Raw genomic sequence first — 23,432 nt, forward strand, 5'->3', positions numbered from 1 at the left:
GCCTCTCTATACAAAGGTCTCAGCTTACATAGAACTCGTATGTTAAACACACGCTCAATTACCAACGGCTTTTCAGTAATTACCGGCCCATCGCACTCGCATCGTCTTAGGCATGCGATCAGGACCGAACAAGTCCCAAATTTCAACTGCAGTGTAGCTGGCTTGGGCGGAATGCCAATATGGAATGAACGCCTGGGCCGATATCGAGATGGCTTTGGACGCGGCATCCATCTAGTCGGTGACTTTCGATTTGGGAATAAAGTCTTAGAGACGACCATTTCAAGAGATGAAATTTCATCTGGGAAAATGGATTCCCTTGGGATTGATAAAGCTCTGATAAGCGAGCAAAATGACAAACTCTTGTATGAAGCAGCCATTCAAACAGTCAAACGTTTAATAGCCTCTCATCCAGAAGACCAATTTATATTTTGGGATCTTTCGATAAGAGAAATGCTGGCGCGTCAGCAAGGTCGATATTGTGAGAGTGGCCAGTATCAGCACCCAACATGGAACCTAGCGACGGTCCTGGCTGAGTTTGATGGATCGGCTATAGATACCTCAGATATACTAACTCACGGCCAAGGCTTTCATGTAGATGGTAGCGCTCATCCGTCCTTCTTAGGATTTATGTATCTCCTATCCAAAACCCAGAACGCCAACGTATCGGCCAGACAATTGAATGCGATCGTTAAGCGTGAGATGTTGAGAGTGTATCTCAGCGCTTCCGATCACGGCCAACAAAAGGAAGTACATTTCTTCGGAACGTCGCGCTTCATCAAGCACGCTATAAGCCTCGTCAAATCGGGCGCAATCAGTTTGCCGACTGAAATCTCGCTCTCGGTAGAAATGCCTACGCAAATATCTGACCAGGTACGGTATGTCTTTTGCCCGCCATACTTTAATGGCCCCACTGCGGATGTAATCGCGAAAAAAATTACGCGCTCTGCTGATTATCTTTGGCTCACTAAAAATACCAAACATTATTCGCTCTGTATGTTTGATCAATGGGCTACCAATCAGATAAAGATGCGGCGCCGCAGTAACGAGGACGAAAAATCTAAAATTATCCAGATATCCGAATTAGAAAGTCTGATCGGAGACAATTCTCACGAAGCGGCTCTATCAGAAATTAGAAGATCTGGCGCAATGGTTGAGCTTGGTGAAACGGTAACACCATCAACTTATGGAATAATCGCGACTATTCTGCGCTTTGGCTACGACGCGAATGAAGACTTTGCGTGGTCGCTATATTCAAGAATGCGCGACAATGTCTACAGCGCTGTCATGGGTATTCCCGTACATACCTACGACAGAAAATAGACACGTGCCTATCTCGAGGGATACCGAAGCTTCCGTTGCTGTCGGTCATCTCAATATAGATCCTGTGCCCTCGAGATTATCATAGCGCAACTCATGGCACTTACTGCGGAAGAGCCTCCCATCGTATTTTTTGTCGAAGAACAATGAGGCCACTGGTCTAGCCACTCCGTCATCTGCCAGCGCCCTTTCTCCCGTAAGCAACGCTGGTAGACAAAAGTGCATCACCTCGGCAAGCCAGCGGGCGCCGAAAACTTTGCCTCGAGCAGATCCGCCACCACAGCATCTGACGGCTTGAGCTCGGTGATCGCATCGGTCATTCGGCCTCACGATTAAACACCTCAACCGCCACGCGCCGCCGCCCGTCACAGACCATAAGCTCGTCGCCGAGCCGCGTGATGCTCACCGCGTCATCTGCCAGCGTCCCGCCTGCCGAAAGAAGGGACGCCGGAGACGCGCAGGGGATGCGGGCAGCCGCAGGCAGGACCACCTGCGGGCGCGGCGCTTCATCAGCGACTACTGGCCCAGTGGTCTCGGATTGACTGCAGGCGGCCAGCAGGAATGCCGGGGCCAGACAGATCGGGATCAGTTTTAATTTCATCGATAAGCCTCCTTCGGGCTGTGTCGCGTTCGCCCTGCGCAATGGTCAGGGCCCGCTCGGCCTCTGCCAGTGCCGCATTGGCGGCGTTGGTCTTCTGGATTGCTTCGGCGGTGCGCTGGCGCTCTGCAAGCAGGGCTGCAGCTTTCTCCGCGTCCCATGCCGCCTGCTTGGCCGCGAGCTGCGCACCGAGCCTCCAGCCCTGCACGGACCACCCTGCCCCGAAGCTCGCCGCCATCATCAACAGGAGGACGGCGCCCGCGATCACAGACCGGACAGGCATAGGTCACGCTCCGCCTTACGCCGGTTGGTCAGTCCGCGCACGACGCGGCCGCCGGCCTTGTTCCACATCAGAAGCGCATCGCAGGCCCCGCGCAGATCGCCCGCCAGAGCGCGGCGCGACATGCTTGAGCGGCAGAAGCCATGCGAGCCGATATTATAGGCCGCGCTGATGAAGGCCGCGCGGGTCCGCTCCGGAAGGCGTGCCGGCAGACAGGGCCGGATCGCGGCCTCGAACTGCGCCACGCGCTTGGCAAGCTGCGTCCGGCACTCGGCCTCGATCGCCACATCGCCCATCTTCACGCCTGCGGTCTCGCCAAAACAGATCGTGGGGATCCCCACGATATCGCGATAGGCGCGCAGCTCCCTGCCCTCCCAGGGCGCGATCGTGGTAATGGCGAGCGCGATGGCGGCCGCCACACCGGCCACGCCCGCCGCATGGCGCTTGCGCAGCCCCCCGCTCTCGTCTCGGCCGAGATCCTCGGACCAGATGCCGGACTGCTGGACCAGCCGTGCGATGGTGGCGGCGATCGAGATGAGTCCCGCCAGCGCGGCAAACGCCCCGGGCGGCATGCCGAGAATGTCGGCATTGAGGAGCGAGACCACGACCTCAAGGCCGGAAAGCACCGCCGTCAATAGGATCAGTCGGATCGACCACGCGCGCAAAAGCACCTCGCGCCAGTCGGGCAAGAGTTTGAACATTCCATTTCTCCATGAAAAAACCCCGCTCGATGGCGGGGCGAAGTTAGTATCTAGTCAAAGATCGAGTAGGAGCTTCATCTCAATCATGTATTATCCCATCTGAAATTAGGCTTTTTGATACCTCCCGCTCTAGCAATCACGCCCGCAATATTCTTGCCTAAATCAGAAATCATCAGAACGTTTCGTCCTTGACGAGTCACAAGCCTTTCGGAAGCCATGACTTCAATGTCTGCCATCAACGATTGTTTCTCAGTTGATGGCCCCAGACTCTCATGTCGACCTTCAGTTTGCAGGACTATAGCTTTGTCTCCGTAAACAACTGTCGCAGGCGCACCATCGAGTTCGGCCAATTGGATTAACAGATACTTTGCCAGATCACTTAACCTGTTTGAGAGAAAAAAGACATCAGACATCGACACGCGTTTGTCGATGTCTTCACGAAACTTGGCCATTCTTTCATGGGCACTTTCGCGTAAGGTTACGTCCTCAATCTTGGATATATCCTGATCAATTTCCACACCTTGTAGTACAGCTTTTGACTTAATTTTTTCCAGAGCAAGTTTCTTGTTCTCGATTTCTTCTTTGTTGTCCAAGCCCATCAAGTTCATCTTGTGCTCGAAACGTACGCGGGCCTCCTCACCTTCGCGAAAAACATTGAGGACATTCGCGCGACCTTTTCGTTCTGCCTCTGAATTCTGTTCTGCGAACCAATTTCGCAATCTAGGCGTAAGCCAATAGAAGAATGCCGTTAACATTGCAGGCAGTACAAAACAGCGCACGACACTTGGAAGTGCCCAGCCATAAATGACGTGTATCTCGGTGGCTTTTTCAAAATAGAAAATTCGATATTCAAGGGGCTGATCCCCGAAAATCAGAAACACGATCGGCTTCCAATTCAGCGCCAACGCTAGAAATATGAAGTTGCCATATATCGGAGAAAGGAGGCGCGATTTTGCGACGCGCAAAAGCTCTTCTTGAAAGTTCACAGTGGTGGGTCTCTGAATGGAAGGGAAGTTTCAGGTTAGATGAAACACGAAGCTGATGTCCATTCGCTTATTAGCTTCGTGTTCGCATCAACCTGCTAACTCAATCCCGTTTTGCCTATTGCTTCAACGTAAGATCCGGAAGGGCACCTCCGGAGATGTCATCGGCGGCACGTTTGGACACTTCTCAGGCCAATCCACAATATTGAACGCGAAGGCCATCCCTTCACCGGTTGGCTCGACCCCGTCATCGGATGGAATACGGGCCGAGAAACGCGAAACCTGCCAGCCGTCCTCGACGGGCATAGGAACGGTCCAGCCATTATCATCTGAGTTCGACTTATTCTCGAACAGATGGACGCGACCGCCACCATTCCGAAAGTAGGACCGGCTGCGCGGCGTCCCGCAATCATGGAGCTTCTGGAAACGCCATTCGTGAAAGACCAGCCCACCGATCCTTCCCGCTGTAACGCTGTTGCCAGAAGTCGCAAAGCGAATCGGGGGAGTGCTATCCCGCTCTTTGGCCTTCTCTAAAGACGCTATCCGCTCGACCACCTTATTGACCGTGTCAGCCACCTGTGCCTGAGTACTGGAGATTGTAGCAATGGTAGATTGCTGCTGCTCGATTGACGCCCGCACATCGCGCATATCCGCCGCCGTCACGCCAATCTCTGCCGTGATGAAGCTGGATAGCCATCCCTCCACATGTGGGCGAAGCAGCCAGACGCCCGCCCCCCAGATCACCCCAGCGGAGGCGATCGTTGCAGCCATGTTACGTGCAAAAGCGGAGATGCTTTCCCGTGTCGTATCCTTCATATCTCGCCTCATGCTCATAAAAAAGCCCGCCTCGAGAGGCGGGTTCGCATATAACAAAACTGCTTCGCGTCAGTTGCAGTTATTGAAGATCCCTTGGCGCCAGGCGTCCGAAAGCTTGCCTGACGTGGTCCCAGAAACGATCACGATCTTGCCAGCATCAAAGGGAACCAAACCAACGCTACCATCCGGTAGGCTGAATGCCCCAGCAAACTGGGCCGTACCTCCCGATATGCCGATATCGATGCTCTCCACTGTGTCCGCTACAGGGTCATAGACCGGAACGGCACCATAGTTATACGGCGGGAATACAATACGACCATCGGGGAGGAGCTTTCCATTGCCGCGGCATTTCCCGGTGCCAAGGAAATCATCACGTTCACGCTCATAGAACGATCCATCTTGCGGCCGATAGATCCGTAATCCATTCCCCGAGTACGGGGTAATCACCACATCCCCTGTCTTTGTGAGACAAGCGCCAGCCCACGGACCAGCGCCGATGTAAGGCCCCGTCTCCATCGTGTCGGTATTGGGATCATAGATGTAGACTGGTTGATCTGACGAAAGCCAGCTAACCATAATAACACGCCCATCGGGGAGCAGGCACCCGGCCGATAACGCATTCGGATTAGCTACTGATGACAACGAAAACGTTTTATTGACCGGATCAAAGATGCCGAGATATGCGGCTGTACGCGGCACGAGGAGAACCTTGCCGTTCTTCAGCGCCACAGCACCGTCATAGCCTCCAACCGCAGTCACCTCACCGAAGGAATTGGTGCGCCAGTCGAAATACTTCACCGTGCTGGCCAAGCGTGGCGCAAAGACTGCCAGCCCATTGAGCGCCAGACAGCCGAAATTATAGCGCGATGACCCGCTTTGAGTGGCAATGTTTGTCAGTGAATTTTCTGTTGGGTCATAGATTGCCCACTGGCGGCCAGAGTAGGCCGATAACAAAACCCGCCCGTCAGGAAGCTCTACAGCCCCCACGAAGGCTTCATCATAGTCCAGACCGTGAGCAGGACCATCGGTATAAACAAGGTCTGAAGATACAGCTTCATCAACTGTCTTTCGGACACTTGAAAGGTGCGCGAGGGCCGAAGTCGAGAAGCGAGAATAGGAAGAAATACGCATAGTTTGTCCTTACGAAAGAGGCTGGCTGACGATGTGAATTGAAGGATTGGAACTGCCCGCAATGATGTCTGCTTCGGACATCATCGAAACGCGCAATTGCCCCGCATTACTGCGACCGACGTCATAAATGACGGCAATCCGATCTCCGTCAATCACAGCAACAGGATAGCTGGTGCCGCTGTTTGTCCCTGCGACTTCGTCCGGATCGACTTGAGCTGTATACTCAATAGTCGCGTCGTCTTCTGCAAACAGGATCACGCGCAGGTCAGTGCGAGAGGTCGTGTTCCAGTGCGTGAGAAGAATCATCCGGCCAGATGCAGTTCTACCTAGCCAACAGCGGCTGGATGCGTCCGGCCCCGACAAGCCAGGAAAGTCGGACCAATCAGTCCATGTTTTTCCTGCATCATCCGAATAGGTGACACCGGTTTTTGAACTTGATCCGGTCCGCAGAGTGGCCATGAAGCGACCGTCCAACGCTTCGATCATTTCTGTCTCAAAGAAGCCGGACCACTCTGTTCCGTTTTTATAGTTCGCAGGCAAGACTGACACCGGTTCACAGCGCAGTTCATTCGGGAGATATTTGTAAAGCGTGCAGCCGGGTTGATAACGATTGGCCGTATCGAGACTGGAGCGCCACAGATCCACTGGCAAATACCATTCACCAGCCAAGCGAACGACACGGCGCGGATCGCCGTAACGCGTCAACTTTTTAGGCTTGGACCAGACACAGAAGCGCGGATCTTCGACTTTCGGGTTACGGCACACGGAAACCCAAGCCCCCATGACTCCATCCGATAGTCCGGTCCCATCACCAGAGAAGCGGTTCGACACCCCCCAAAAGAGATGTAGCTCGCCATTCTCGGGGTTAGTCCAGAGCATAGGGTCAGTAAGCTTATGGGTATCATCATCGGGATATGTAAAGGCAGCGACTTCGGTCCAGGTCATGGTCTCGTCGTCAGCACGATAAAGCATGATGTAATTGCCGGATGCCTCGCCGGTGTATTTGTTGTTTCGCCAGTCCGCGGCCCACCACTTGGCGCCAGTTTTCGCCAGTGTTGCGACACCGGTATGATTGGTATTGGCGCGATCATAGTCGGTGCTCGTACCAATATTCCGCACGAGGGTCGCGGGATGGTCAGCGGGTGTTGGTTCGCTCTCCAAAGGGGGTAGTTCTTGGCGGATGGGCAACGTGGCCACGATCTCGCCATTCTGAATATCAATCCACAACCCGCGCCCATCGTATGAGCCAAAGAACTTGCGCCCCTCGATAGGCTCGACCTCAATTTCATCGGCTTCAAAGATAGCGCCGCTCAACTCGACAGCGGATAAGGCCATCGAATTTCTGTCCGTATCGATACGCATAACCGTCTTATAGGGTGTCCCCACCTGCAGCGCGTTAGCATCGCGATCGGGCACTTCGATGACCGCACCTTCGGAAGAGCTATCGACTGTGAGGCCGCCTTCGCCACGCGTTGGCTCAGCCTCTTGATCAAGGGTTAGAAGCCCTGTCCTCTCGGATGAAGTCATAACAACATTCGTTTCGCCATCCGTAATCGTGTCGGCCGACTGCGTCCCGGTGTGGTTCGCGCGGTCCTTGGCTTCCGCGAGTTGTTCGTTCACTGCCGCCTCATTCTCCGAGACGGACACGACTTTCTGGCCGTCCAGATTCTGAACGGGTGTTTCATATGCCATCATGGCCTCCGATTTGAATTAGATTTCCGGCTCAGGTTCCGGCGCGGTGATGGCCAGCGTGTGCGGCCCATCCGCCTGCCCCTCGGTATAGGTGCGCGAGATCGGCACCATCCAGTAATCGTGATCACCGGCTATCAGGCCGGAGACCGTCACGTTGATCAGCGCGCCGGGCTCGATACCGGTCAGCGCGGTCACCATCTCGGCGAGAGAACGATCCTCGCCCACATCGGCCTCATAGATCCGGACACCATAGAAGACGGCATTGCTCGGCGCGGTAGCGCTGAAGAGCGCCTGCTCCTCGCCGCCTGTGGCCACCACATCGGCCAGCTCGAAATCACGGGCAAGCCCTGTGATCTCGACCCATGCCGAGGCCCCGCGACTGCCGCGCGCCCTGATCCGGAAATCCTGCAGCGCGGTCTGCGAGAGGATGCCACCGAACATCGAAAAGCTTTCCAGCGGTTTGCTCACGACACCCCAACCAGAACCGGTAGCCTCACGCATCGGCTTCGAAAAGGAATAGCTCTCCGATGGCCAATCCTCATCGGTCGAGAGCTTGATCTGCCATTCATAAGCGGTCACCGAGTCCGATGTGCTGCGATCCATGCTGGCCGAGAAGCGCGGCACAACGACGCCCGCGTCGGTCTGATCATTCGCCGCGCTCATATCCACCACGACATTGCGCGGAGGCTGTACCCCGCTGCGGGTCGCGTCGAACTCGTAAGGCGTCACATAGACCTCTTCGGTCGCATAATCCCAAGCATAGATCTCGCTGGAATATTCGCGCAGGCTCATCTGGCAGCGCAGCGCTACCCCCTCGTCATTCGCCTCGATCAGCATCGGCTGGCTGCTTTCCACCGTCCAATCGCCCGACCAGCGGGTGAAGGGCGCGGCCAGATCGGTTTCCACCCGCGCGCCTGCGACCGCGTCGAAAGCTTCAGGCGGAAACTCGGCGCTGACCACACGCTGCATCCGCTTGCGCATGAGCAGGATCTTCTGCACCCGCTGGCCCTGCCGGTGATCGGTAACCATCGACAGATCGGGCTGATAGAGCTGATCGAGACCGCCATCGGCATCCTGCGCGCCCGCCAGCTCATAGGTCGGTAGAGAAGCCTCCTCCATATTGCGATCTGGTGCGAGATAGGTGCCCGAGACCGAGGTGGCGAGATCATCTCGCTCGGAATAACGCACGAAGGTGGCCGACTGCCCGTCGAGGATATCGGTCAGGGTGACAGAAACCTCCTGCTCTGTGCCTGGCACAATCCCCAGCTGCCCCCGCGCCCGCACGAAATTGGCAGCACCCGCGATCATCAGGGGCGACAGCTGATCCTCCAGCTCTGCCCCGTCGCTATAGGCAAGCGTCCCGTTCACCTCGTACCGCGCAATCGTGACGCCGGTCGCGGCCACCAGAGCCTCGGTCTCAGTCTCATTGCCCTCCGGATAGGCATAGCGCACCCCTGCCCGCTCATCGGCCACATCCGCGCCCCAGATCCATGTCTCGAGCCAGAGATGCACATCGGCATAGGGGCGGATCGGATTGCGCCGGAGCGCATCAAGCGCGCAGAGCGCCTGATTGGCCGACCAGACCCATGTCGCCTCATCCTGCGGATCTTGCGCCGCATCGCGCGGGTCCCACACGCGGGTGAACTTGCCCGCCATATGCAGCGCGGGCGGCGTGGCCGGCCAACGCTCGGAGCGATCATCATTCGAGCCGATATTGAGCCGCGCCCAGACCACAGTCCGGCCCTGCCAGGCATCGGTGGCCCTGAAGAACTCCGACGCGCCCGAGGCAATCGCATCGGGACAGGCGGTCTGATCGCCCAATCCGATCCAGATCTGCGTGTGACCCGCGAAAGGATAGAGCGTCCCTTCTGCCCCATCGCCCGAGAAATCATAGGGATCGCCCGAAAGCTCGACCTCGCGCTCATCGAGGAAGATGACGAACGGCCCGACACTCGGACGCGAGCTGACCAGCCAGCAGATATAGAGCGTGTCGCCATCGACATGCCAACCGGCAGGCGTCCCGACAGCGCGACAATCACCATAGGGCACGCGGTAGACGGGCAGCGAGGTCGGGTTGGCCAGATCGCGTAGGAGATCCTGCCCCGAGCTGGCTTTCTTCGAGAGCAGCGCCGTGGCCGCGACATTAAGCAGGATCGAGCCAAGTACCTGTACGGCAGCTTGGCCGAAGGCGCTCAGCCCCGCGAACCATGTCGCGGCGGCCTGCACCAGTCCAATTACGGGAGCCATGAAACCTCGGCCTGTGAAATGATGGTGAAACCGGCAGCCGCCTTGGCTGCCCAGAGCCCTGCCCCCAGCTGGATTGCCAGAGACAGGCCGCGTCGTGTCCGGATCAAGCCGATTGCGCCCAACCCCGAGGCCTGCCGCAATCCGGCGCGATCGGCGAGGAGATGCGAGAAGCCCCACATCCCGCCATGGCGCAGGATGAGCCGCTTGGCCCCACGCGCCCCCGCATAGGTCAGCCCCTGCATCGGTTGGATCGCCCAAAGATCGGCGAAGACGGCACAGGGTGCGCTACAGCAATCGGCGGGGCCCCATTCAAAGACCCCGCCCATATGCTGCTCCACCGATGCCATCACCCGATCGGGCGTCAGCTCTCCGGCCATGTCAGCACCTGCGCACGGCTCATCGCGAGCGCGGTCATGCGCCCTGCCGTATCACCCGGATAGGCCCGCGCCTGATCCTGTTCGCTGTGATAGACGGTCGCGGCAGACCGCGCGCCCGGACCCGTGGCCAGCGTGATCGACATCGAGGACTGGACACCCGCCTCGGTCGGCTCGATGGTCATACTCATCGCATCCATGGTGCCAAAGAAGATCGCGACCGGATCAGCGAGCAAGACCGCCCCGCCCACCGTCCCCGGACGATCTGCAACGCAGCCGATATGGATCTCGCCTTCGCGGTTACGGATCGCCGCATCCACGAAATCATCGAACTTATCCGCCCCCGCGACCAGCGTCACGGTGGCCTCGGTCGCGACCATGCTCCCGCCGACTTCGGCAGGGACAGAGAGAGTGCCCCACTTGCCCACGCCCTGCCATTCCTCTCCGCCCCAAGTCAGCACCCCCACGCCGGAATGGGCGCGCACAGGCGCATTCGGCCAGTCGAGATAGACGAAGACCACCGGATAGAAGACCGGCCCCGAGATCGCCTCGAGCATGGCCGCAGGGCAGCCGCGTGTCAGTTCCATGGATCAACCTCCTCGAACCCGTCCACCTCATCCTCGAAGACCTGCGCGAATTGCCACGAATAGCTCCAGTCCACGTTGAGCGGCTGGACCGCGCGCGGGATCGTAGTCGCCTCGAACACCGCACTTTCGCTGACCCCGATATTGACGATGCCCGAGCCGGTCAGCGCCTCGAAGATCCGAAGCACCGCCACGCCTTGGGCATTGGCAAAGGCCTCCGTGACCACCTGTCCAGTTTGGACAGTCCCGCCCGATTTAAGCGTGACGAACTCGCCCGGTCGCGCCGCCCGCCGGTTGGGCGTCAGGCCGGAGACCGTCAGCGTCGGAAACGTACCGTCGCTGCCTGCTGTCCCGCTGAGCAATGTGCCGTCAATCCAGATGACATCTGAGCCATCCTGATCCCAGCTCACATCCTCGGAGCCGCTGCGCCATTGCACCTCACGCGACTGGCGGCCCGAGGCTTCGATCTGCGCATCGGCCCACCAGTTCACCGGACGACTTTCAAGCCGGATCAGGTTCACGCCGCCATCGATGAAGCGCTTGAGCATCTCCATATAGCCCGCGCCGTTCGCTCCGCGCGCAAGCGAGGAGACCTCGAGCGAGACCATGCGCCGCCTGCGCTGCGTGGCCGAGACGCGCCGCGCGCCCGTGATGAGCGAGCGCGAGACATTGACCGGTGCATCGATGGTCCATTCCGAGGCCACGACCCCGACAGGAGGCCATGCATACACAAGCGTCATTTCTACTTCCTCGAACCGAAGGATTTGGATTTGGTCATCGCCCGCCCCGTGGCCTGCACGGAATCGGAGACGATACCGGCGCGGGCCTGCGATACCGATTGATCGGCGACGCTTTTGACGCGGAGATCAAAGAGATCCGTAGGCACGGCCTCGACCATGACTCGCTCCGCCCCGCCAGACGACCGCCCAGCGGCATCTGCCAGCCGGTTCGACACATCGTGCGGGATGATCCGGGTGCCACTCGGCAGATCCACGATCTCGCCACCGATCTCGTTGATCGCGGTCAGACCGCCCCGCCAGCCGCCGGTGCCCGTGGCGTTTGCCCCGATCCCGAGGGCGCCAAGGATGCCACCAAGGATACCGGTTCCACCCACACTGCTGAACAGGCTCTGAAAACCTTGGTTCATCAGCATCTCACCGAGCTTACCGATGATCGTCCCGAGCATATCCTTGAAGGACGACGCTCCTGTCAGGAATGAGGAGAAAGCTAACTGGATGCTGGACTGCCATTCGGACGTCGCATCCTTCAGTCTCTTCATTCCGTCGAGTTGGGTGGTGTAATCGATGATCTGTTGACCATCCCTGGAGTCTGCCGAAACACCGGCTTCCTTCAGGTTGTCATAGATCGACCCATCCAGCTCACTGCCGAACATCGTAGCCTTCATCTTGGCCAGTTCATCCTTCAGCTTCGTGGTCACCTTCTGAAGAGCCGTGACCTTTTCCTTGGCCTTATCGGCGCCAGCCGCCACGCCATCGCCCGCCAAAATGCCGGAGTTACCGAGATCGCCGAATTTGCTTTCGCTATCCGAAACCGTCTTCTTCAGCTTCGACAGGCTTTCGAGAGGTGCCGTAAAGGCAGTGGCCGCCTCACCAGCAGCCTTCCGCGCTGAAGCCGCACTATCTTCCGCCGCGATCTGCGCCAAAGCAAGCTCTTGCGTGATAGTCGCACTAGCACCCTTGAGATTGGTGCCAAACATGCTGTTCATTCCGTCAGCGACAGTCTCTGTGAACGCGGCCCACTTGCCAGCCATATCGCGCAAAGCTGCGATGAAATATGCGTTCGCGCTCGAGGACATCGCTTTAATGCTTTGAGCGACATACTCGACCCCATCACCGATCCTCTGCCACACATCGAGCGCCAGATCCTTCAGCACCCCCAGCGCCTCGCCGAAGCTACCGGTCGCGCTGACCAGCCGCGTGAACTGGTAGACAAGTTCACCAGCAGCCACCACGAGCGCCCCGACGCCGGTTGCAATCAAAGAGTTCTTCAGCAGGACCGTCGCTACGCGGGCCGCGATTGCCGCCGCCCGCCACGCGACCAGAGCACCGACAGCCACCCCCGCATAAGCGATGAACCGCGGCAGCGCATCGACCATCGTGCGGATGGCATTGCCAAGGGGCTTGCCCTCCTCTGCCGCCGAGCTGAAGGCCTTGGCCAGCCCTTCGAGACCGGGCACCAGCTCCTGCGCCACCATGTTGCGGATGCCCACGAAGACGAGATTGACCTCGGAGACGGCCTGTTTCGCGCGCCGGAAGGCCGCGATCGTGTCCTTGTCCATAATGGCGCCGAGGGCCGTGGCCTTGCGGCCCATCTCATCGAGCCCCGCGCCACCGTCACGCAGAAGCGGAACAAGGCCCGTCGCCTCATCCGCCATAGACTCCATGTAATAGGTCATCTGCTGCTGGTTCACGCCGGCCTTTTCCAGCGACCGGGCATAGAGCTGCAGCGCCTCGGGCCCCGAGAGCTTCTGGAAGTCCTTGATCGTCACCCCGACCTTAGGGGCAATGTTCTTGAAGAAATCCGACATCTCGCCGCCACCGGTCGAAGCAAACTCCCCGATCCGGTCGTTGGTATCCTTGAAGATATCGGAGAGCTTGTCCTGTTCCACCCCGACCGACCGCGCCGCGATCGCCATTTTTTGAAATGCCTCGGGCGTGGTATTCGCGAGGGTCGAAAGGCGCTGGGTCTCTGCCGCCGCTTCCATCGCCTCGGAAGACATCAACGTCAGAGATCCGACACCCGCCGCGCCCATTGCCGCCCCGATCAGGCCGGCGTAACCGCGCATCTGCGTGGCAAAGGCCGAGATCTCGGCCCGCGCCCCCTGGAGGCCGGTTGTGAACCCGCGACGGTCCATACCGAGGACGGCACGCATCCGCCCGACTACTGCTTCAGCCATTCGCTCCACCTTTTCTTGGGCAAGTGTTTTGCTGTCGTATTGGCATGCGCGCGCATCTCGGCGCGCAGCATGGCCGCGCTCTCGGCACTCGGAGCGGGTTTCGGGAACAGCTTTTCAAGCGGTGGCAGTTTACTTGCGCGCGAGAGCGCGGCAGTCACCCATGCCACCTCGATCGAGGCACGGTGACGCGCCTCGACCCCTTTCATGATCGTCAAGTAGAGGCGCGGGGTCAGGCCCCAGAAGCTTGCCTCATCATAGCCCGCCGCGACATAGGCCTGCAGCAGCGCAAGGTAATCTATCCTTGCGCTGCCGGAGGGTTTCCCGCAGATGCGCCCCCCGCCAACTCTTGAACCGTTTTCGGAAGCTCGGCGGCGGGCGGGAATGCTGCCTCGATCGCCTTGATGCAACCATCCATAACCCCGTCCATGTCTTCACCGATAAGGGTGCCGACATCGCGCAAACGCAGCTTGGGCTGACGTTCGTGCAGCATGGCGAAGGCCATCGCGCGCAGATCTTTGGACAGGATGCGTCTCTGCTCGAAGTCGGTCAGGACTTCTTCCATCGTCCGGCCCGTTGCCTCCTCCATGTCGCACATGGCGTTGAAGTCCATCACCATGACCATCTGGAGACCGTTGATCGTCGCCAGCGCTTCACCGCGGAATTTGTTGCCCATTATGCGCCCTCCGCCTCGACGAGGCCATTCACACGCAGGTTCAGCGTGGCGGCGGCCTTGCCGTTGACCGGCAGGCTGCGCTGATAGGACTTCACCCAGCAGGCGTAGATTTCCTCACTACCGCCGGGCGGCGTGATACCGACTTGGATCAGTTCGGCAGTATTGCGCAGCTCGAGCAGCATTACGTCCTGATCGCTGTCAGGGATATAATCCAGAGGCAGGGCCAGCGTCCCGTTATCTTGGAGACCAGGGATGAATTCCTTGGTCCGGTTAGGGGAGCTATGGCTCGAGGCATCGATTTCATCCGCCTCGCCCGAGGGCATTTCGAGGTCACCGACCCCGACGAGGGTTGTCCAGGTCGGGGTCGCGCCACGCCCGATGCGCACCACCACCCCATAGCCGATTGCAACACCGGTCACGCTCATGGAATATCCTTTCAGGAAAGAGCCGGATCCGGCATCCACGCCGTGATCCTGAAGGTTAAGGTCAGGGTGCCGACGCGCTGCTCGGCGCCGCCATCCGTTTTGATATCGATCACGGTAAGCTCGCAGTCGCGCTCCCGCGTCCGCAGCGCCCCGATGACAAGCCGCTCGATCACCACAGCATCCGCATCAAGCGCGTCCTCGATCGCATCGCCACCCAATCGCTTGAGCCCGACAATCAGGTCGGTGACCCGTTGGGATTGCCCATGCGCAGAGCGCGAAGGCTGTTCGCGCGGCGTGGCCACAAACCACGCGGGCAGAACCTCGGCATTGACCGCATTCGCCCATGCCGAAATCTGCGTGTAGCTGGCGAAGGTCGCATCCGCCCCCAGCACCGTTTTGATCGTTTCGCGGTATTCAGGCCGGTGGCTCATGGCACCAGCTCCAACTCGCATAGGATCAGAGCATCGGTAGCGGGCGAGCCGGTCAGCATATGGTTTACGACCTTATAGGTCTTGCCATTGGCTGGAGCGATGAAATCGCCCTGCGCAAGCTCCGGCACCAGATCGCGCCGTACCCGCCAGCTCGGGGCGAGGATCATGACGTCCCGCCCATCATCGCCCGTGATCTCGACAGGCTGTTCACGGAAGACCGATTGAATGGATCGCGCCACGCCGCCCTTCGGGATGTAGGTGACCTCGGCCCCGAGCGCATTGCTCAGAACCGAAGCCATCCCATCAAATACGCCCATCAGCGGATGACACCGTCGAGGAGCACCTCGCCAGAACTGGAAGGGTTGGCCGCCGCAGCCGTTGCCACCCCGATCAGGGTGTTATCCGTGTCGACCACCGTCACACTCCCTGCCGCCTCATCGAGGTACACCTTGGCGCCCACAGTCCAGGCTTCTGCCGAGGTCTTGGTGACCTCGAACACACCGCGCCGCACCAGCGTCAGGCTGTCACCGATCGCGGCATTATTCTGGGCGACACCGACGATCGCACCCACCTTTACGAGCTGTCCAGCCGTTGCAGCAGCGGTCGCGGTCAGGGTGAGGTGCTCACCCGGTTGAACGTAAGTCTTCATTGCGATCTCCTTGTCGCTGAGGTCAAAACGACGACGGGCGCCACAAAGGGCGCCCGTTCGTCAGATCAGTCTCACTGCATCACGCCCGATCAGACGCCCGCGTTTTTATAGGCCCCGCGATACTCGACCGCCGCCGCGCCGAAGATGTGGCGCGCATTCATCGTCACCACATCGGGGTTCATGCCATCAAGCGTCTCCACGGTCGGGGCCTCGTAGCCTTCGAGATAGGCGTGCTGGATCGGCGGCAACTCGGAGGACACCAGATACCACGAGGTATCCGAACCGCCAGCAGCCGCACCCAGATTGCCAACCGTCGAGGGCGTCAGCGAGTTCGAGAACGGGTTGGCATCCGCATTCTTGGCCGGCGTGATCGCCGCCGCGAACTGCATCGCCGCCAGCTCCAGCGCTGGTGGGACGATCAGGCGATCGGGCTCGATCGAGAGGAAGTCGTCGCCAACTTTCGAACCGAAGGCCCGCTGCTCCCACATCGCCTTGCGGGCGGCGGCAATCGAGGTGACCGAGATCGCGGCCGCGGTGCCCGCGAGATTGCCGTGATCGGCATGGAAGAGCGCCTTGCCATCGGATTTGAGCTTGGCGTTATTGCGGAAGAGCGTCCAGACCATGGAGCTTTCCATCAGCCGCGCGGCGGTGGCGAACTCGGTCGGGATGCGCTGGAAGGCGCCCATATCGTCATTGATCACCGCTTCAAAGGTGAGGTTGATCGTGCGCCCACGGCGCTCGACCTTCAGCCCCTCGGCCTCATCGACGAGACGCGCCTGTTTATACTCGCCATTCTCGCCCACGGGCTTCAATTGGAAGTCGCCGCCGAAGCGCACCGCATGCAACTCGCGGAAATCGGCGGCCGAGATCGGCGCGCCGGTCACCAGCTGCCAGCTCGCCGCGCGGCGCTGATAGGCGGCCAGAAGCGTGCGCTTCATCACCTCGGTGGTGATATAGGCAAAATCGCTGACGCCCAACGCCCCGCCGGTCATGGTGGTGGCCATCATGCCGCGCTTGACCTGCGCTGCCTCATCATAGCCGCGCGTGGCCCCGCCCAGATCCATCGCCATGCGCTTGATCCGCAGCCCGCGATAGTCGGCGGCCGGCCCGTCGGTCTTCTTCATCAATGCCCCGATCATCCCCTCCATGCGGGTGTCGGTCTCGTCGCGCGTGATGCGGGCGGGATCATGGGCGGGGCTATGGCTGCGGCTTGGCGCTTCGGCGGCAGCCATCTGCGCCATGAAGCGGGTGCCGGCATCGGCGAGCGCCGTGCCATCATCGATCAGCGCATCGATATCGGCCTGCATCAGCCGGCCCGAGGTCAGGAAGGGGGCCGCCATCTCGCGGATGCCCTTCACCCGCGCCCGCTCGGCCGCCAACGGATCGGGCTGCGGCGCGGTCATCACCGGCGCCGGTTGCGGGGCCGGTGCGGGCGGCGTCTGGGTCGTCGTGATCGTGGGCGTGGTCATCAAAATCTCCTTGGGTTTGGGGGTGGCGCGGCGGGCCGCGTCCGGAACACGGGACAGGAGCTGCTCGTAGCTTGCTCCTGCGCTCATGAAGGCCGCTCGCGCGGCCTCCATCGTGGCAAATTGCATAAGGGGAGAAGCGGCAGCATCCTCGCCTGCCACCCCATCGGCGAAGCCATGGGCCACAGCATCTTCGGGGCCATACCAGGTCTCTGCCTTCATGATCTCGCGGACCTCTTCGGGCGTCTTGCCCGAGGCGCTCGCGTAGACGGCGGCATAGGTATTGGCCGAGGCCCCGATCACATCCGCCTCGCGGCGCATCTCGGCCTCGGTCCCGAAGACAAAGCCCGAAGGGTCATGGATCATGATCTGCGATCCCGCCGACATCAGGCGCTTGGTCCCAGCCATGAACATCAGCGAGGCAGCGGAGGCGGCAAGCCCCTCGACCACGATGGTGGTGCCGCCCGGATGGGCCGCGAGGATCGCGCGGATCTGCTCGCCCGCCCAGACATGGCCACCGCCCGAATTGACCCGCACGGTCACCGGCCCCTCGCCCATGATCTGCAGAGCTTCACGGACCATGCGCGGCGCGAAGAAGATATCCTCTTCGTACATGTAACCCACATAGTCATCGAGCAGCACTGTCCCGCTCAGGATCAGCTCACCGCCCACAATCAGGTCAGTCGCCTTCATCATCGTCATCCTTATTGCTATCGACGGCCAACCCGCCTTGAGAGGCCACCGGCTCGAGACCGGCAGCTTTATCCGCTTGCGCATCCTGCGCCCGCTCGGCGCGGATCGTATCGGGATCACGCCCCAACTCACGCTGGGTGCGCTGGCGCGAGTTCAGCCCCGCCTCGACCTCTTTGACCATCGCGGGGATTTCCTTGGTCGGATCCACGAGGATCCGCCGTGGCGGCGTCCAGTCCATGGTGAAGGCGGGAAGCGTCTCACCCGTCATCGCCAGCCCCTCACGGAACCAGCGTTCCATGCCGCGACAGAACTGCCCGATCATCAGGTTGCGCTGCCACATGCGGATGAGGCGATCCATCTCCATCCGCCCCATCCGGCCCGAGGAGAAGTTGACGCCCTTCAAATCGCCCGCGAGCGACTCGTAGCTGATGCCCAAGCCCATCGCGACCATGCCAAGGCCCCGACGCATGAACTCGTCATAACCATCGATCTTCGGTGGATCCGTGAAGTTGGGCTTGGCCCCTGCAGGCAAGCTCACCACCGCACCAGGGGCCAGCTCATCAAGCCCTGCCCCGGCATTGGCTGGACGTTTCGCGCCATCATCCCATTCAAGGATCACCGCCATTAGCGCCGCCATGCGCTGTTTAAGGATCTGCGCCTCCTGATAATCGCCCAGCTCGCCCAGTGTCATCATGACAGGCGCCAACCAAGGCACACCGCGTAGCTGGCCTGCACGGTCAAAACGGCGGATATGCAGAATGTCGGACCAATGTACCCGCGTGGAGGTAAGCGCCTTACGGTTCTGCACCGCACCCGGATGCTCGTTATAAAGGTGATAGGCCTCGATCGCACCGGTGGGCCCGTATTCGATCCCCTCGATCACAAGGTTCTCGCCATGCGACTGGACAGTCGGGTCGAGGTAATCGGCTTCGATCAGCTCGACCTGATAGGGCAAGCGAAGATGTGGATCGAGCCGAGGGTTGCGCATCCGCCGCCGAGCCAGAACCTCGCCATCGGCAAAGACCGTCGACATCACGATCCCCTGCATCTCGAAGAGATCATACTCGCCAAGTGCATCCGCATCCTGCGTCAAAAGATGCTGGAGGTAGTGCTGTAGCCGCGCCTTGCCCGGTTCATCCGTGGTATCCCCTTCCATCCGGATCGAGGGGGCGATCCCCTCGCCCACCACATTGGCCACCACCACATCGCGACCACGCGCCGCATAGGGGCGGTTGCGGATCATATCGCGCGAGAGGTTGCGCAACCGCCCACGATGGCCATAGGCCGCCGCATCCGCCGAGGAGCCCGGAGCTTTCCAGCCATAGGTGCGCCGCCCGCGCGAGGCGGCGTCGAAGTTCATCAGCTGCGCCGCTCCCGCACGGGCGCGCAGCCGTTTATAGCCCGCTTCAGGACTGAAGAAGGACACCACTCGATCGATAGGGTTCATAGGTCAGAGGCCTCGCAGCGTCTTCGGGTAGGAAACCTGGAACGCGCCGGCCGCAGCCCCGCGCAATTCCTCCTTCATCATCACCAGAATGGAGCGCATCTCCTCGAGCGATCGGTATTCCACCCGCTCGCCATTGATCTGCACGACCCGCGCCCCTGTCGCGATGGCCCGCTCCATCTGGGTAATATCGGACTGTGTCCAAGCCATGTTCTAACGTCTCCGAAGATAACGAATGCCCGAGAACGGGCGAGAGGCCGATTGCGAGGCAGCGGCGGTGAAATCATCGACCCCGTCCGGCTCGGGCGAGGCCTCGTCGTCAGAAGGATCATGCTGTGCCAAAGACACCGCAAAGGCATTGGCCATGCCCAAAACGGCCCAGTCAGGCGGCGCTTCCCAGTTCACACGGTTCACACCCATATGCTCGGCGAGCGCCAAGGCCTGCACCGAGAGATCAAGACCCTCGTTGCGCTTGATGCCGGCCTTCAGCTCATAGCCTTTCAGCCCCTTACGCTCGGCGACCAGCTCATTGCGGTGATCCTCCTCGAGCCAGTCGGGCGTATGCTGGGCGCCAGAGCCGCGCTCGAACCGCCCCATCGCCGCCATGACCGAGTCCTTCAACCGGTCGGTGGCCATGTTCAGCAGCTTGATCGACCGCGCTTTCTTACCTTTCGATCCGCGCTCGGGCGAGGCGTACCAGACCCGATCCGACTGGTGGAAGCCACCGCGCCCGACCGAGAGAAACCACAGATCTCCATCATTGGCCGAACGGCGCTTGCGCCAGAACTTCTCGGCATTATCCGACCAGCCAGCAGGCCCGTTGAAGTCGATGGCAATGGCACAGGACGTCAGCCCCCAAGGCTGGCCTTCCACGGGATAGACGCGGCCCGCCAGCGCCACGAGCGATTCCGCATCCTCGGCATAACGACCGGGATCAACGGCGCGATACTGGCCGTCCTCGTTGCGCGCCTTGGGCGCGTGATCCGGCGGCTGCGAGATCGCAAAACGGTCTATGATGATCCGCTCGCCCTGCGCCCCCCATGCCATCACCAGCACCTCGAACCGGTTGCCCTGCACATCGACCGAGGTGGTGATGAAGCGGGTCCAGCCCGGTGCAACGCGCTTATCTAGACGCACGGCATTTTCCGAAAGCATCGTTGCCGTCAGCTCGCCCTCGATCTGGGTGCCCTTCGGCAGATAAGGTTCACCGCGCTCGGTGAAGTAGACGCGGCGCAGTTCGGTATAATCGCCGAATTGTTCAACCTGCCGAAGTGCCAGCTCGTAAGAGGTCACCAGCCCTTCCCAGCTCGCGAAAGCTGCAGCCGCCCCGTTGAGCGAATAGCTCGCCAAATCGGTGGCGCGCAGATCCGGATCATCGATCGTCACCAGCGCCCGCTTGCCATCCTCGCCAACGGTCGCGCCCTCATGCAGCCAACCGCCACGGCCCTTGAGGATCTGGCGGTTCATCTCGTTCTTGTGGCGGTGGCTATAGAGACTACCGCAATGCGGGCAACACATCTCGGCCTTGGCGCCGGCCACAGCCGGTTCGAGCGTCTCGTCATATTTGAGGAGCTTGAAGTGCGGCTCGAAGAGATCGCCGCATTCACGGCACTCCCAATAGAACCGCCCCCGCGTGCCCTCGTTATAGATCCGCACGATCCCGCCCGAGACGGGCGGAAACTCGTGCGGGTTCTGCGGCCCCGCCTTCCAGGTCTCGTCCGTCACCGGAAAGGCCGGTGTGCTTTCCAGAAGCACGCAGCCGCGCGACATAAAGGTCCGGATCCGCTGGCGGGCCATCCCGTAGGGACTAGCTTCTGGCGCGTCCTTGGGCCCCAGCACCTGCGGCATGTGATCGTAATCGGTCAGCAGCACCAGCCGCTGCGAGCGCGAAGACAGCTGACGCGCCACCGGATAGCCGATGGTGAGCCGCATGCCCTTGAAGCGCTTGCGCGAGAAGGTGCTGTCATCGCGGGCACGGCCCAGACGATCCCGAACGTCCCGGCTGTTATCGATCATCGGATCGAGCTTCTCCTCGACCCAGGCATCGGCATCGGGCTTCGACATATGGATGATCTGCACCGGTGCCGGTGCGCACATTACCGAATGCACTGCCACTGTGATCAGCATCGTGGTCTTGGCCGATTGCGACGGCCCCACGAAGCAGACCGATTTGAACTTGCGCGACTGGGTGATGTCGGCAGGCTCGACCATATAGGGCGCAACCGAACGGTCAAAGCGCGACCAGTCGGTGCCGATCGGCACCTGCATGAACTTCTCCGCCGCATCGGTCACCGAGATCCGCGAGGGCGGATCCAGAAGCGGCAGCGCATCGGCCAATAGCTCGCGCGGCTGCGTCCATGCGGGCAGCGGCGGGATGTTCAGCACCGACGCCCCGCGATCCATCATCTCGACCATGCTTAAAGCCCCATGTCCTGCTGTTCGCTGTAATCGGCAAAGCTTGTCACCTGCCCCGTGCCCATGATCGACAAATCAATCATGTTGCGCATCTTCATCACCACCTGATCGCAGCGGACCTCGACTTTCGAGACCTCCTCGACCCCGAGGCCCAGATCACGCTCGAGATGGTCGGGCATCGTGCCCAAGGCCGTGGCCACCACGCCGATCAGATCTTCCAAGAGCTCGGAGACCTTGGCCGCCCGCACCAGCTCGCCGCGCTGTTCGGCCACGCGGTTGCGGTGATACTCGGCCTCGGACCATTCACGCAGCTGCTTGGCAGTCAGCCCGCCCTCTTCCTCTTCCTGCTCGCTGTCGAGATTGCGGAAGGCCAAGGACGCCTGCATCGCATGCGCATCGCGCGTGGCCTTGGTCGCGCGGCTCTGTTCGTCCCGCGCCATCCGCCAGGCATAGCAATGCGAGAGCTGGAACTCGTAGGACACCCCGTTCTGGCCGGCGGTCAGCACCGGCATGCCTTGGCCGACCCATTTGGTGACTGAGTTCTCGGAGACGTTGAAAGCAATGGCGAGCTGTGCGCGGTTCATCACCCCATCGGCCAACCCGTCGGGCAGCGGATAGAGCGCAGTATCGAGCACGCTCCCATCCGTCAGCGTGACAAGCGTATCCATGGGATCAACCCCCTGTAAAGAATAACAACAACAACCCCAACCCCACCTCGCCGAAACCCAGAAACAGGTGGATGTAACGGGGCGCGAATTACCCGCATGCGTAAAAATCGCCGGAAGGACCCATGCCATGGGTCATTTTTGTCGGGGCCGACTATTGCCACCCGACCCTTTTGCTCGGCCCGAGTTTGCCACCCGACCCGATGGTCAGGTCGGAGTTTCACCTGCGCGTGGCCATCGCCTTCGCGAATGCAACGCGGAAGTTCTCGGCAAAGCGGGCGTCAAACACTTCCTGCGCCCCGTCATAGAACCCGAGACGCTTGTCATAGTGCGGCATCGCATCGACGAAGGTCAGGACTGGCGCGATCTCGCCCGAGCGATCGCGGCGCCAAACGCCAGGACTGAGCCCGCCATTCTTCGGCACGAAATAGCTGGCCCGTTTGGAGCCCTTGCGTTTGCGCGACCGATCCGTCTGGTTCGACCGGCTATCGCGCTGCGCCATCAGCTGAGACAGAACTTGGTTCCGCTCGCCCCGTGACCAGTTGCCATAGCTATCGAGCTTGGCCCCCGAGGCTGGCAGTACCGCCGCGATCAACCCGTCATAAGCCAGCCGCCCAGCGAGCAGCTTCTCGACACCGGTCTGGCCACGCGCCCCGCCTGTCTCCTGCCGCTTCAGATAATGCCGGGAGCCGACCGAAGGCCGCTCCTGCACGGCGGCGCTCAGATTGCTCTTCGTCGCCCGCCAGACCTGAAACGCATTCTTCGTGAACTTGGTCGGGCGGTCGAAGACCACGTCCATCCGATCCTGCACATGCTTGAGCACATCGCTCGCGGTCTCGTTAAGCGCCAGCATCGTGGCGTAAGGCACCTGTTCCTTTTCGACCGAGAGCAGCCCCCGCTCAAGATCCTTCTGATCATAGGACATGTTGAA

Annotated in this window: 24 protein-coding genes; 1 reads left to right on the forward strand and 23 read right to left on the reverse strand. The window is 60.4% G+C overall.

Features of this window, described 5'->3' with window-relative positions; all coding sequences use genetic code 11:
* Positions 1-39: 39 nt before the first annotated feature.
* The gene (locus ABEB22_RS12525; RefSeq protein WP_406870439.1) at positions 40-1,320 is read left to right on the forward strand and encodes a hypothetical protein; all 1,281 of its coding nucleotides are present in this window, start codon (positions 40-42) and stop codon (positions 1,318-1,320) included.
* 506 nt (positions 1,321-1,826) lie between these two features.
* Here ABEB22_RS12525 and ABEB22_RS12530 read toward each other — a convergent pair.
* From ABEB22_RS12530 to ABEB22_RS12640, 23 genes are all read right to left on the reverse strand, one after another.
* Entirely contained in the window at positions 1,827-2,198 is a 372-nt protein-coding gene (locus ABEB22_RS12530) for a hypothetical protein (protein ID WP_406870440.1), read from the reverse strand.
* The gene (locus ABEB22_RS12535) at positions 2,180-2,896 is read right to left on the reverse strand and encodes a lysozyme (protein WP_406870441.1); all 717 of its coding nucleotides are present in this window, start codon (positions 2,894-2,896) and stop codon (positions 2,180-2,182) included. The genes ABEB22_RS12530 and ABEB22_RS12535 overlap by 19 nt, the downstream gene beginning before the upstream one ends.
* Before the next feature lie 83 nt (positions 2,897-2,979).
* Positions 2,980-3,882, reverse strand: a complete 903-nt coding sequence (locus ABEB22_RS12540; protein ID WP_406870442.1) for a hypothetical protein — start codon at positions 3,880-3,882, stop codon at positions 2,980-2,982.
* 123 nt (positions 3,883-4,005) lie between these two features.
* Entirely contained in the window at positions 4,006-4,695 is a 690-nt protein-coding gene (locus ABEB22_RS12545) for a hypothetical protein (protein WP_406870443.1), read from the reverse strand.
* A gap of 69 nt (positions 4,696-4,764) precedes the next feature.
* Positions 4,765-5,826, reverse strand: a complete 1,062-nt coding sequence (locus ABEB22_RS12550) for a hypothetical protein (RefSeq protein ID WP_406870444.1) — start codon at positions 5,824-5,826, stop codon at positions 4,765-4,767.
* A 9-nt stretch (positions 5,827-5,835) separates the two neighbouring features.
* Positions 5,836-7,518 carry a sialidase family protein gene (locus ABEB22_RS12555; RefSeq protein WP_406870445.1) on the reverse strand — a complete coding sequence of 561 codons (1,683 nt, stop codon included), beginning with the start codon at positions 7,516-7,518 and terminating at the stop codon, positions 5,836-5,838.
* Between the two features lie 18 nt (positions 7,519-7,536).
* Complete coding sequence (locus tag ABEB22_RS12560) at positions 7,537-9,765, reverse strand: phage tail protein (protein WP_406870446.1); 2,229 nt, start codon at positions 9,763-9,765, stop codon at positions 7,537-7,539.
* Complete coding sequence (locus ABEB22_RS12565) at positions 9,753-10,142, reverse strand: DUF6950 family protein (protein WP_406870447.1); 390 nt, start codon at positions 10,140-10,142, stop codon at positions 9,753-9,755. The genes ABEB22_RS12560 and ABEB22_RS12565 overlap by 13 nt, the downstream gene beginning before the upstream one ends.
* The gene (locus ABEB22_RS12570) at positions 10,127-10,726 is read right to left on the reverse strand and encodes a hypothetical protein (RefSeq protein ID WP_406870448.1); all 600 of its coding nucleotides are present in this window, start codon (positions 10,724-10,726) and stop codon (positions 10,127-10,129) included. The genes ABEB22_RS12565 and ABEB22_RS12570 overlap by 16 nt, the downstream gene beginning before the upstream one ends.
* A complete protein-coding gene (locus ABEB22_RS12575; RefSeq protein WP_406870449.1) occupies positions 10,717-11,463 on the reverse strand; it encodes a hypothetical protein in 747 nt (248 codons plus the stop codon). The genes ABEB22_RS12570 and ABEB22_RS12575 overlap by 10 nt, the downstream gene beginning before the upstream one ends.
* Before the next feature lie 2 nt (positions 11,464-11,465).
* Positions 11,466-13,640, reverse strand: coding sequence for a hypothetical protein (locus tag ABEB22_RS12580; RefSeq protein ID WP_406870450.1), 2,175 nt, complete (start codon positions 13,638-13,640; stop codon positions 11,466-11,468).
* Positions 13,625-13,855 (reverse strand): hypothetical protein, encoded by a 231-nt coding sequence (locus tag ABEB22_RS12585; RefSeq protein WP_406870451.1) that lies wholly within the window; start codon positions 13,853-13,855, stop codon positions 13,625-13,627. Before ABEB22_RS12585 ends, ABEB22_RS12580 begins: the two co-directional genes overlap by 16 nt.
* Positions 13,856-13,935: 80 nt before the next feature.
* The gene (locus ABEB22_RS12590; protein WP_406870452.1) at positions 13,936-14,313 is read right to left on the reverse strand and encodes a hypothetical protein; all 378 of its coding nucleotides are present in this window, start codon (positions 14,311-14,313) and stop codon (positions 13,936-13,938) included.
* Positions 14,313-14,738 carry a phage tail tube protein gene (locus ABEB22_RS12595; protein ID WP_406870453.1) on the reverse strand — a complete coding sequence of 142 codons (426 nt, stop codon included), beginning with the start codon at positions 14,736-14,738 and terminating at the stop codon, positions 14,313-14,315. Before ABEB22_RS12595 ends, ABEB22_RS12590 begins: the two co-directional genes overlap by 1 nt.
* An 11-nt stretch (positions 14,739-14,749) precedes the next feature.
* Complete coding sequence (locus ABEB22_RS12600) at positions 14,750-15,169, reverse strand: hypothetical protein (RefSeq protein WP_406870454.1); 420 nt, start codon at positions 15,167-15,169, stop codon at positions 14,750-14,752.
* Positions 15,166-15,486 carry a hypothetical protein gene (locus ABEB22_RS12605; protein WP_406870455.1) on the reverse strand — a complete coding sequence of 107 codons (321 nt, stop codon included), beginning with the start codon at positions 15,484-15,486 and terminating at the stop codon, positions 15,166-15,168. Before ABEB22_RS12605 ends, ABEB22_RS12600 begins: the two co-directional genes overlap by 4 nt.
* Complete coding sequence (locus ABEB22_RS12610) at positions 15,486-15,818, reverse strand: DUF2190 family protein (protein WP_406870456.1); 333 nt, start codon at positions 15,816-15,818, stop codon at positions 15,486-15,488. The genes ABEB22_RS12605 and ABEB22_RS12610 overlap by 1 nt, the downstream gene beginning before the upstream one ends.
* An 89-nt stretch (positions 15,819-15,907) precedes the next feature.
* Positions 15,908-17,980, reverse strand: a complete 2,073-nt coding sequence (locus ABEB22_RS12615; RefSeq protein ID WP_406870457.1) for a head maturation protease, ClpP-related — start codon at positions 17,978-17,980, stop codon at positions 15,908-15,910.
* The gene (locus tag ABEB22_RS12620; protein ID WP_406870458.1) at positions 17,964-19,424 is read right to left on the reverse strand and encodes a phage portal protein; all 1,461 of its coding nucleotides are present in this window, start codon (positions 19,422-19,424) and stop codon (positions 17,964-17,966) included. The genes ABEB22_RS12615 and ABEB22_RS12620 overlap by 17 nt, the downstream gene beginning before the upstream one ends.
* A 3-nt stretch (positions 19,425-19,427) precedes the next feature.
* Positions 19,428-19,631 (reverse strand): phage head-tail joining protein, encoded by a 204-nt coding sequence (locus tag ABEB22_RS12625; RefSeq protein WP_350937614.1) that lies wholly within the window; start codon positions 19,629-19,631, stop codon positions 19,428-19,430.
* A 3-nt stretch (positions 19,632-19,634) separates the two neighbouring features.
* Entirely contained in the window at positions 19,635-21,836 is a 2,202-nt protein-coding gene (locus ABEB22_RS12630; protein WP_406870459.1) for a terminase gpA endonuclease subunit, read from the reverse strand.
* 2 nt (positions 21,837-21,838) lie between these two features.
* Entirely contained in the window at positions 21,839-22,504 is a 666-nt protein-coding gene (locus tag ABEB22_RS12635) for a DUF1441 family protein (protein WP_406870460.1), read from the reverse strand.
* A 217-nt stretch (positions 22,505-22,721) separates the two neighbouring features.
* On the reverse strand, positions 22,722-23,426 hold the full coding sequence (locus ABEB22_RS12640) for a hypothetical protein (protein WP_406870461.1): 705 nt from the start codon (positions 23,424-23,426) through the stop codon (positions 22,722-22,724).
* Between the last annotated feature and the right edge of the window lie 6 nt (positions 23,427-23,432).

The sequence above is a fragment of the Thioclava sp. 'Guangxiensis' genome, assembly GCF_045348365.1.
Classification (GTDB): Bacteria; Pseudomonadota; Alphaproteobacteria; order Rhodobacterales; family Rhodobacteraceae; genus Thioclava; species Thioclava kandeliae.

What these genes read in the sequence shown, in the direction of transcription:
- ABEB22_RS12580 (WP_406870450.1), bottom strand. Translation starts at nt 13,640, where the DNA reads ATGGCTGAAGCAGTAGTCGGGCGGATGCGTGCCGTCCTCGGTATGGAC.
- ABEB22_RS12545 (WP_406870443.1), bottom strand. Translation starts at nt 4,695, where the DNA reads ATGAAGGATACGACACGGGAAAGCATCTCCGCTTTTGCACGTAACATG.
- ABEB22_RS12635 (WP_406870460.1), bottom strand. Translation starts at nt 22,504, where the DNA reads ATGGATACGCTTGTCACGCTGACGGATGGGAGCGTGCTCGATACTGCG.
- ABEB22_RS12595 (WP_406870453.1), bottom strand. Translation starts at nt 14,738, where the DNA reads ATGAGCGTGACCGGTGTTGCAATCGGCTATGGGGTGGTGGTGCGCATC.
- ABEB22_RS12570 (WP_406870448.1), bottom strand. Translation starts at nt 10,726, where the DNA reads ATGGAACTGACACGCGGCTGCCCTGCGGCCATGCTCGAGGCGATCTCG.
- ABEB22_RS12590 (WP_406870452.1), bottom strand. Translation starts at nt 14,313, where the DNA reads ATGGGCAACAAATTCCGCGGTGAAGCGCTGGCGACGATCAACGGTCTC.
- ABEB22_RS12560 (WP_406870446.1), bottom strand. Translation starts at nt 9,765, where the DNA reads ATGGCTCCCGTAATTGGACTGGTGCAGGCCGCCGCGACATGGTTCGCG.
- ABEB22_RS12620 (WP_406870458.1), bottom strand. Translation starts at nt 19,424, where the DNA reads ATGAACCCTATCGATCGAGTGGTGTCCTTCTTCAGTCCTGAAGCGGGC.
- ABEB22_RS12600 (WP_406870454.1), bottom strand. Translation starts at nt 15,169, where the DNA reads ATGAGCCACCGGCCTGAATACCGCGAAACGATCAAAACGGTGCTGGGG.
- ABEB22_RS12555 (WP_406870445.1), bottom strand. Translation starts at nt 7,518, where the DNA reads ATGGCATATGAAACACCCGTTCAGAATCTGGACGGCCAGAAAGTCGTG.
- ABEB22_RS12630 (WP_406870459.1), bottom strand. Translation starts at nt 21,836, where the DNA reads ATGGTCGAGATGATGGATCGCGGGGCGTCGGTGCTGAACATCCCGCCG.
- ABEB22_RS12575 (WP_406870449.1), bottom strand. Translation starts at nt 11,463, where the DNA reads ATGACGCTTGTGTATGCATGGCCTCCTGTCGGGGTCGTGGCCTCGGAA.
- ABEB22_RS12615 (WP_406870457.1), bottom strand. Translation starts at nt 17,980, where the DNA reads ATGATGAAGGCGACTGACCTGATTGTGGGCGGTGAGCTGATCCTGAGC.
- ABEB22_RS12525 (WP_406870439.1), top strand. Translation starts at nt 40, where the DNA reads ATGTTAAACACACGCTCAATTACCAACGGCTTTTCAGTAATTACCGGC.
- ABEB22_RS12530 (WP_406870440.1), bottom strand. Translation starts at nt 2,198, where the DNA reads ATGCCTGTCCGGTCTGTGATCGCGGGCGCCGTCCTCCTGTTGATGATG.
- ABEB22_RS12535 (WP_406870441.1), bottom strand. Translation starts at nt 2,896, where the DNA reads ATGTTCAAACTCTTGCCCGACTGGCGCGAGGTGCTTTTGCGCGCGTGG.
- ABEB22_RS12625 (WP_350937614.1), bottom strand. Translation starts at nt 19,631, where the DNA reads ATGGCTTGGACACAGTCCGATATTACCCAGATGGAGCGGGCCATCGCG.
- ABEB22_RS12550 (WP_406870444.1), bottom strand. Translation starts at nt 5,826, where the DNA reads ATGCGTATTTCTTCCTATTCTCGCTTCTCGACTTCGGCCCTCGCGCAC.
- ABEB22_RS12610 (WP_406870456.1), bottom strand. Translation starts at nt 15,818, where the DNA reads ATGAAGACTTACGTTCAACCGGGTGAGCACCTCACCCTGACCGCGACC.
- ABEB22_RS12605 (WP_406870455.1), bottom strand. Translation starts at nt 15,486, where the DNA reads ATGGGCGTATTTGATGGGATGGCTTCGGTTCTGAGCAATGCGCTCGGG.
- ABEB22_RS12565 (WP_406870447.1), bottom strand. Translation starts at nt 10,142, where the DNA reads ATGGCCGGAGAGCTGACGCCCGATCGGGTGATGGCATCGGTGGAGCAG.
- ABEB22_RS12640 (WP_406870461.1), bottom strand. Translation starts at nt 23,426, where the DNA reads ATGTCCTATGATCAGAAGGATCTTGAGCGGGGGCTGCTCTCGGTCGAA.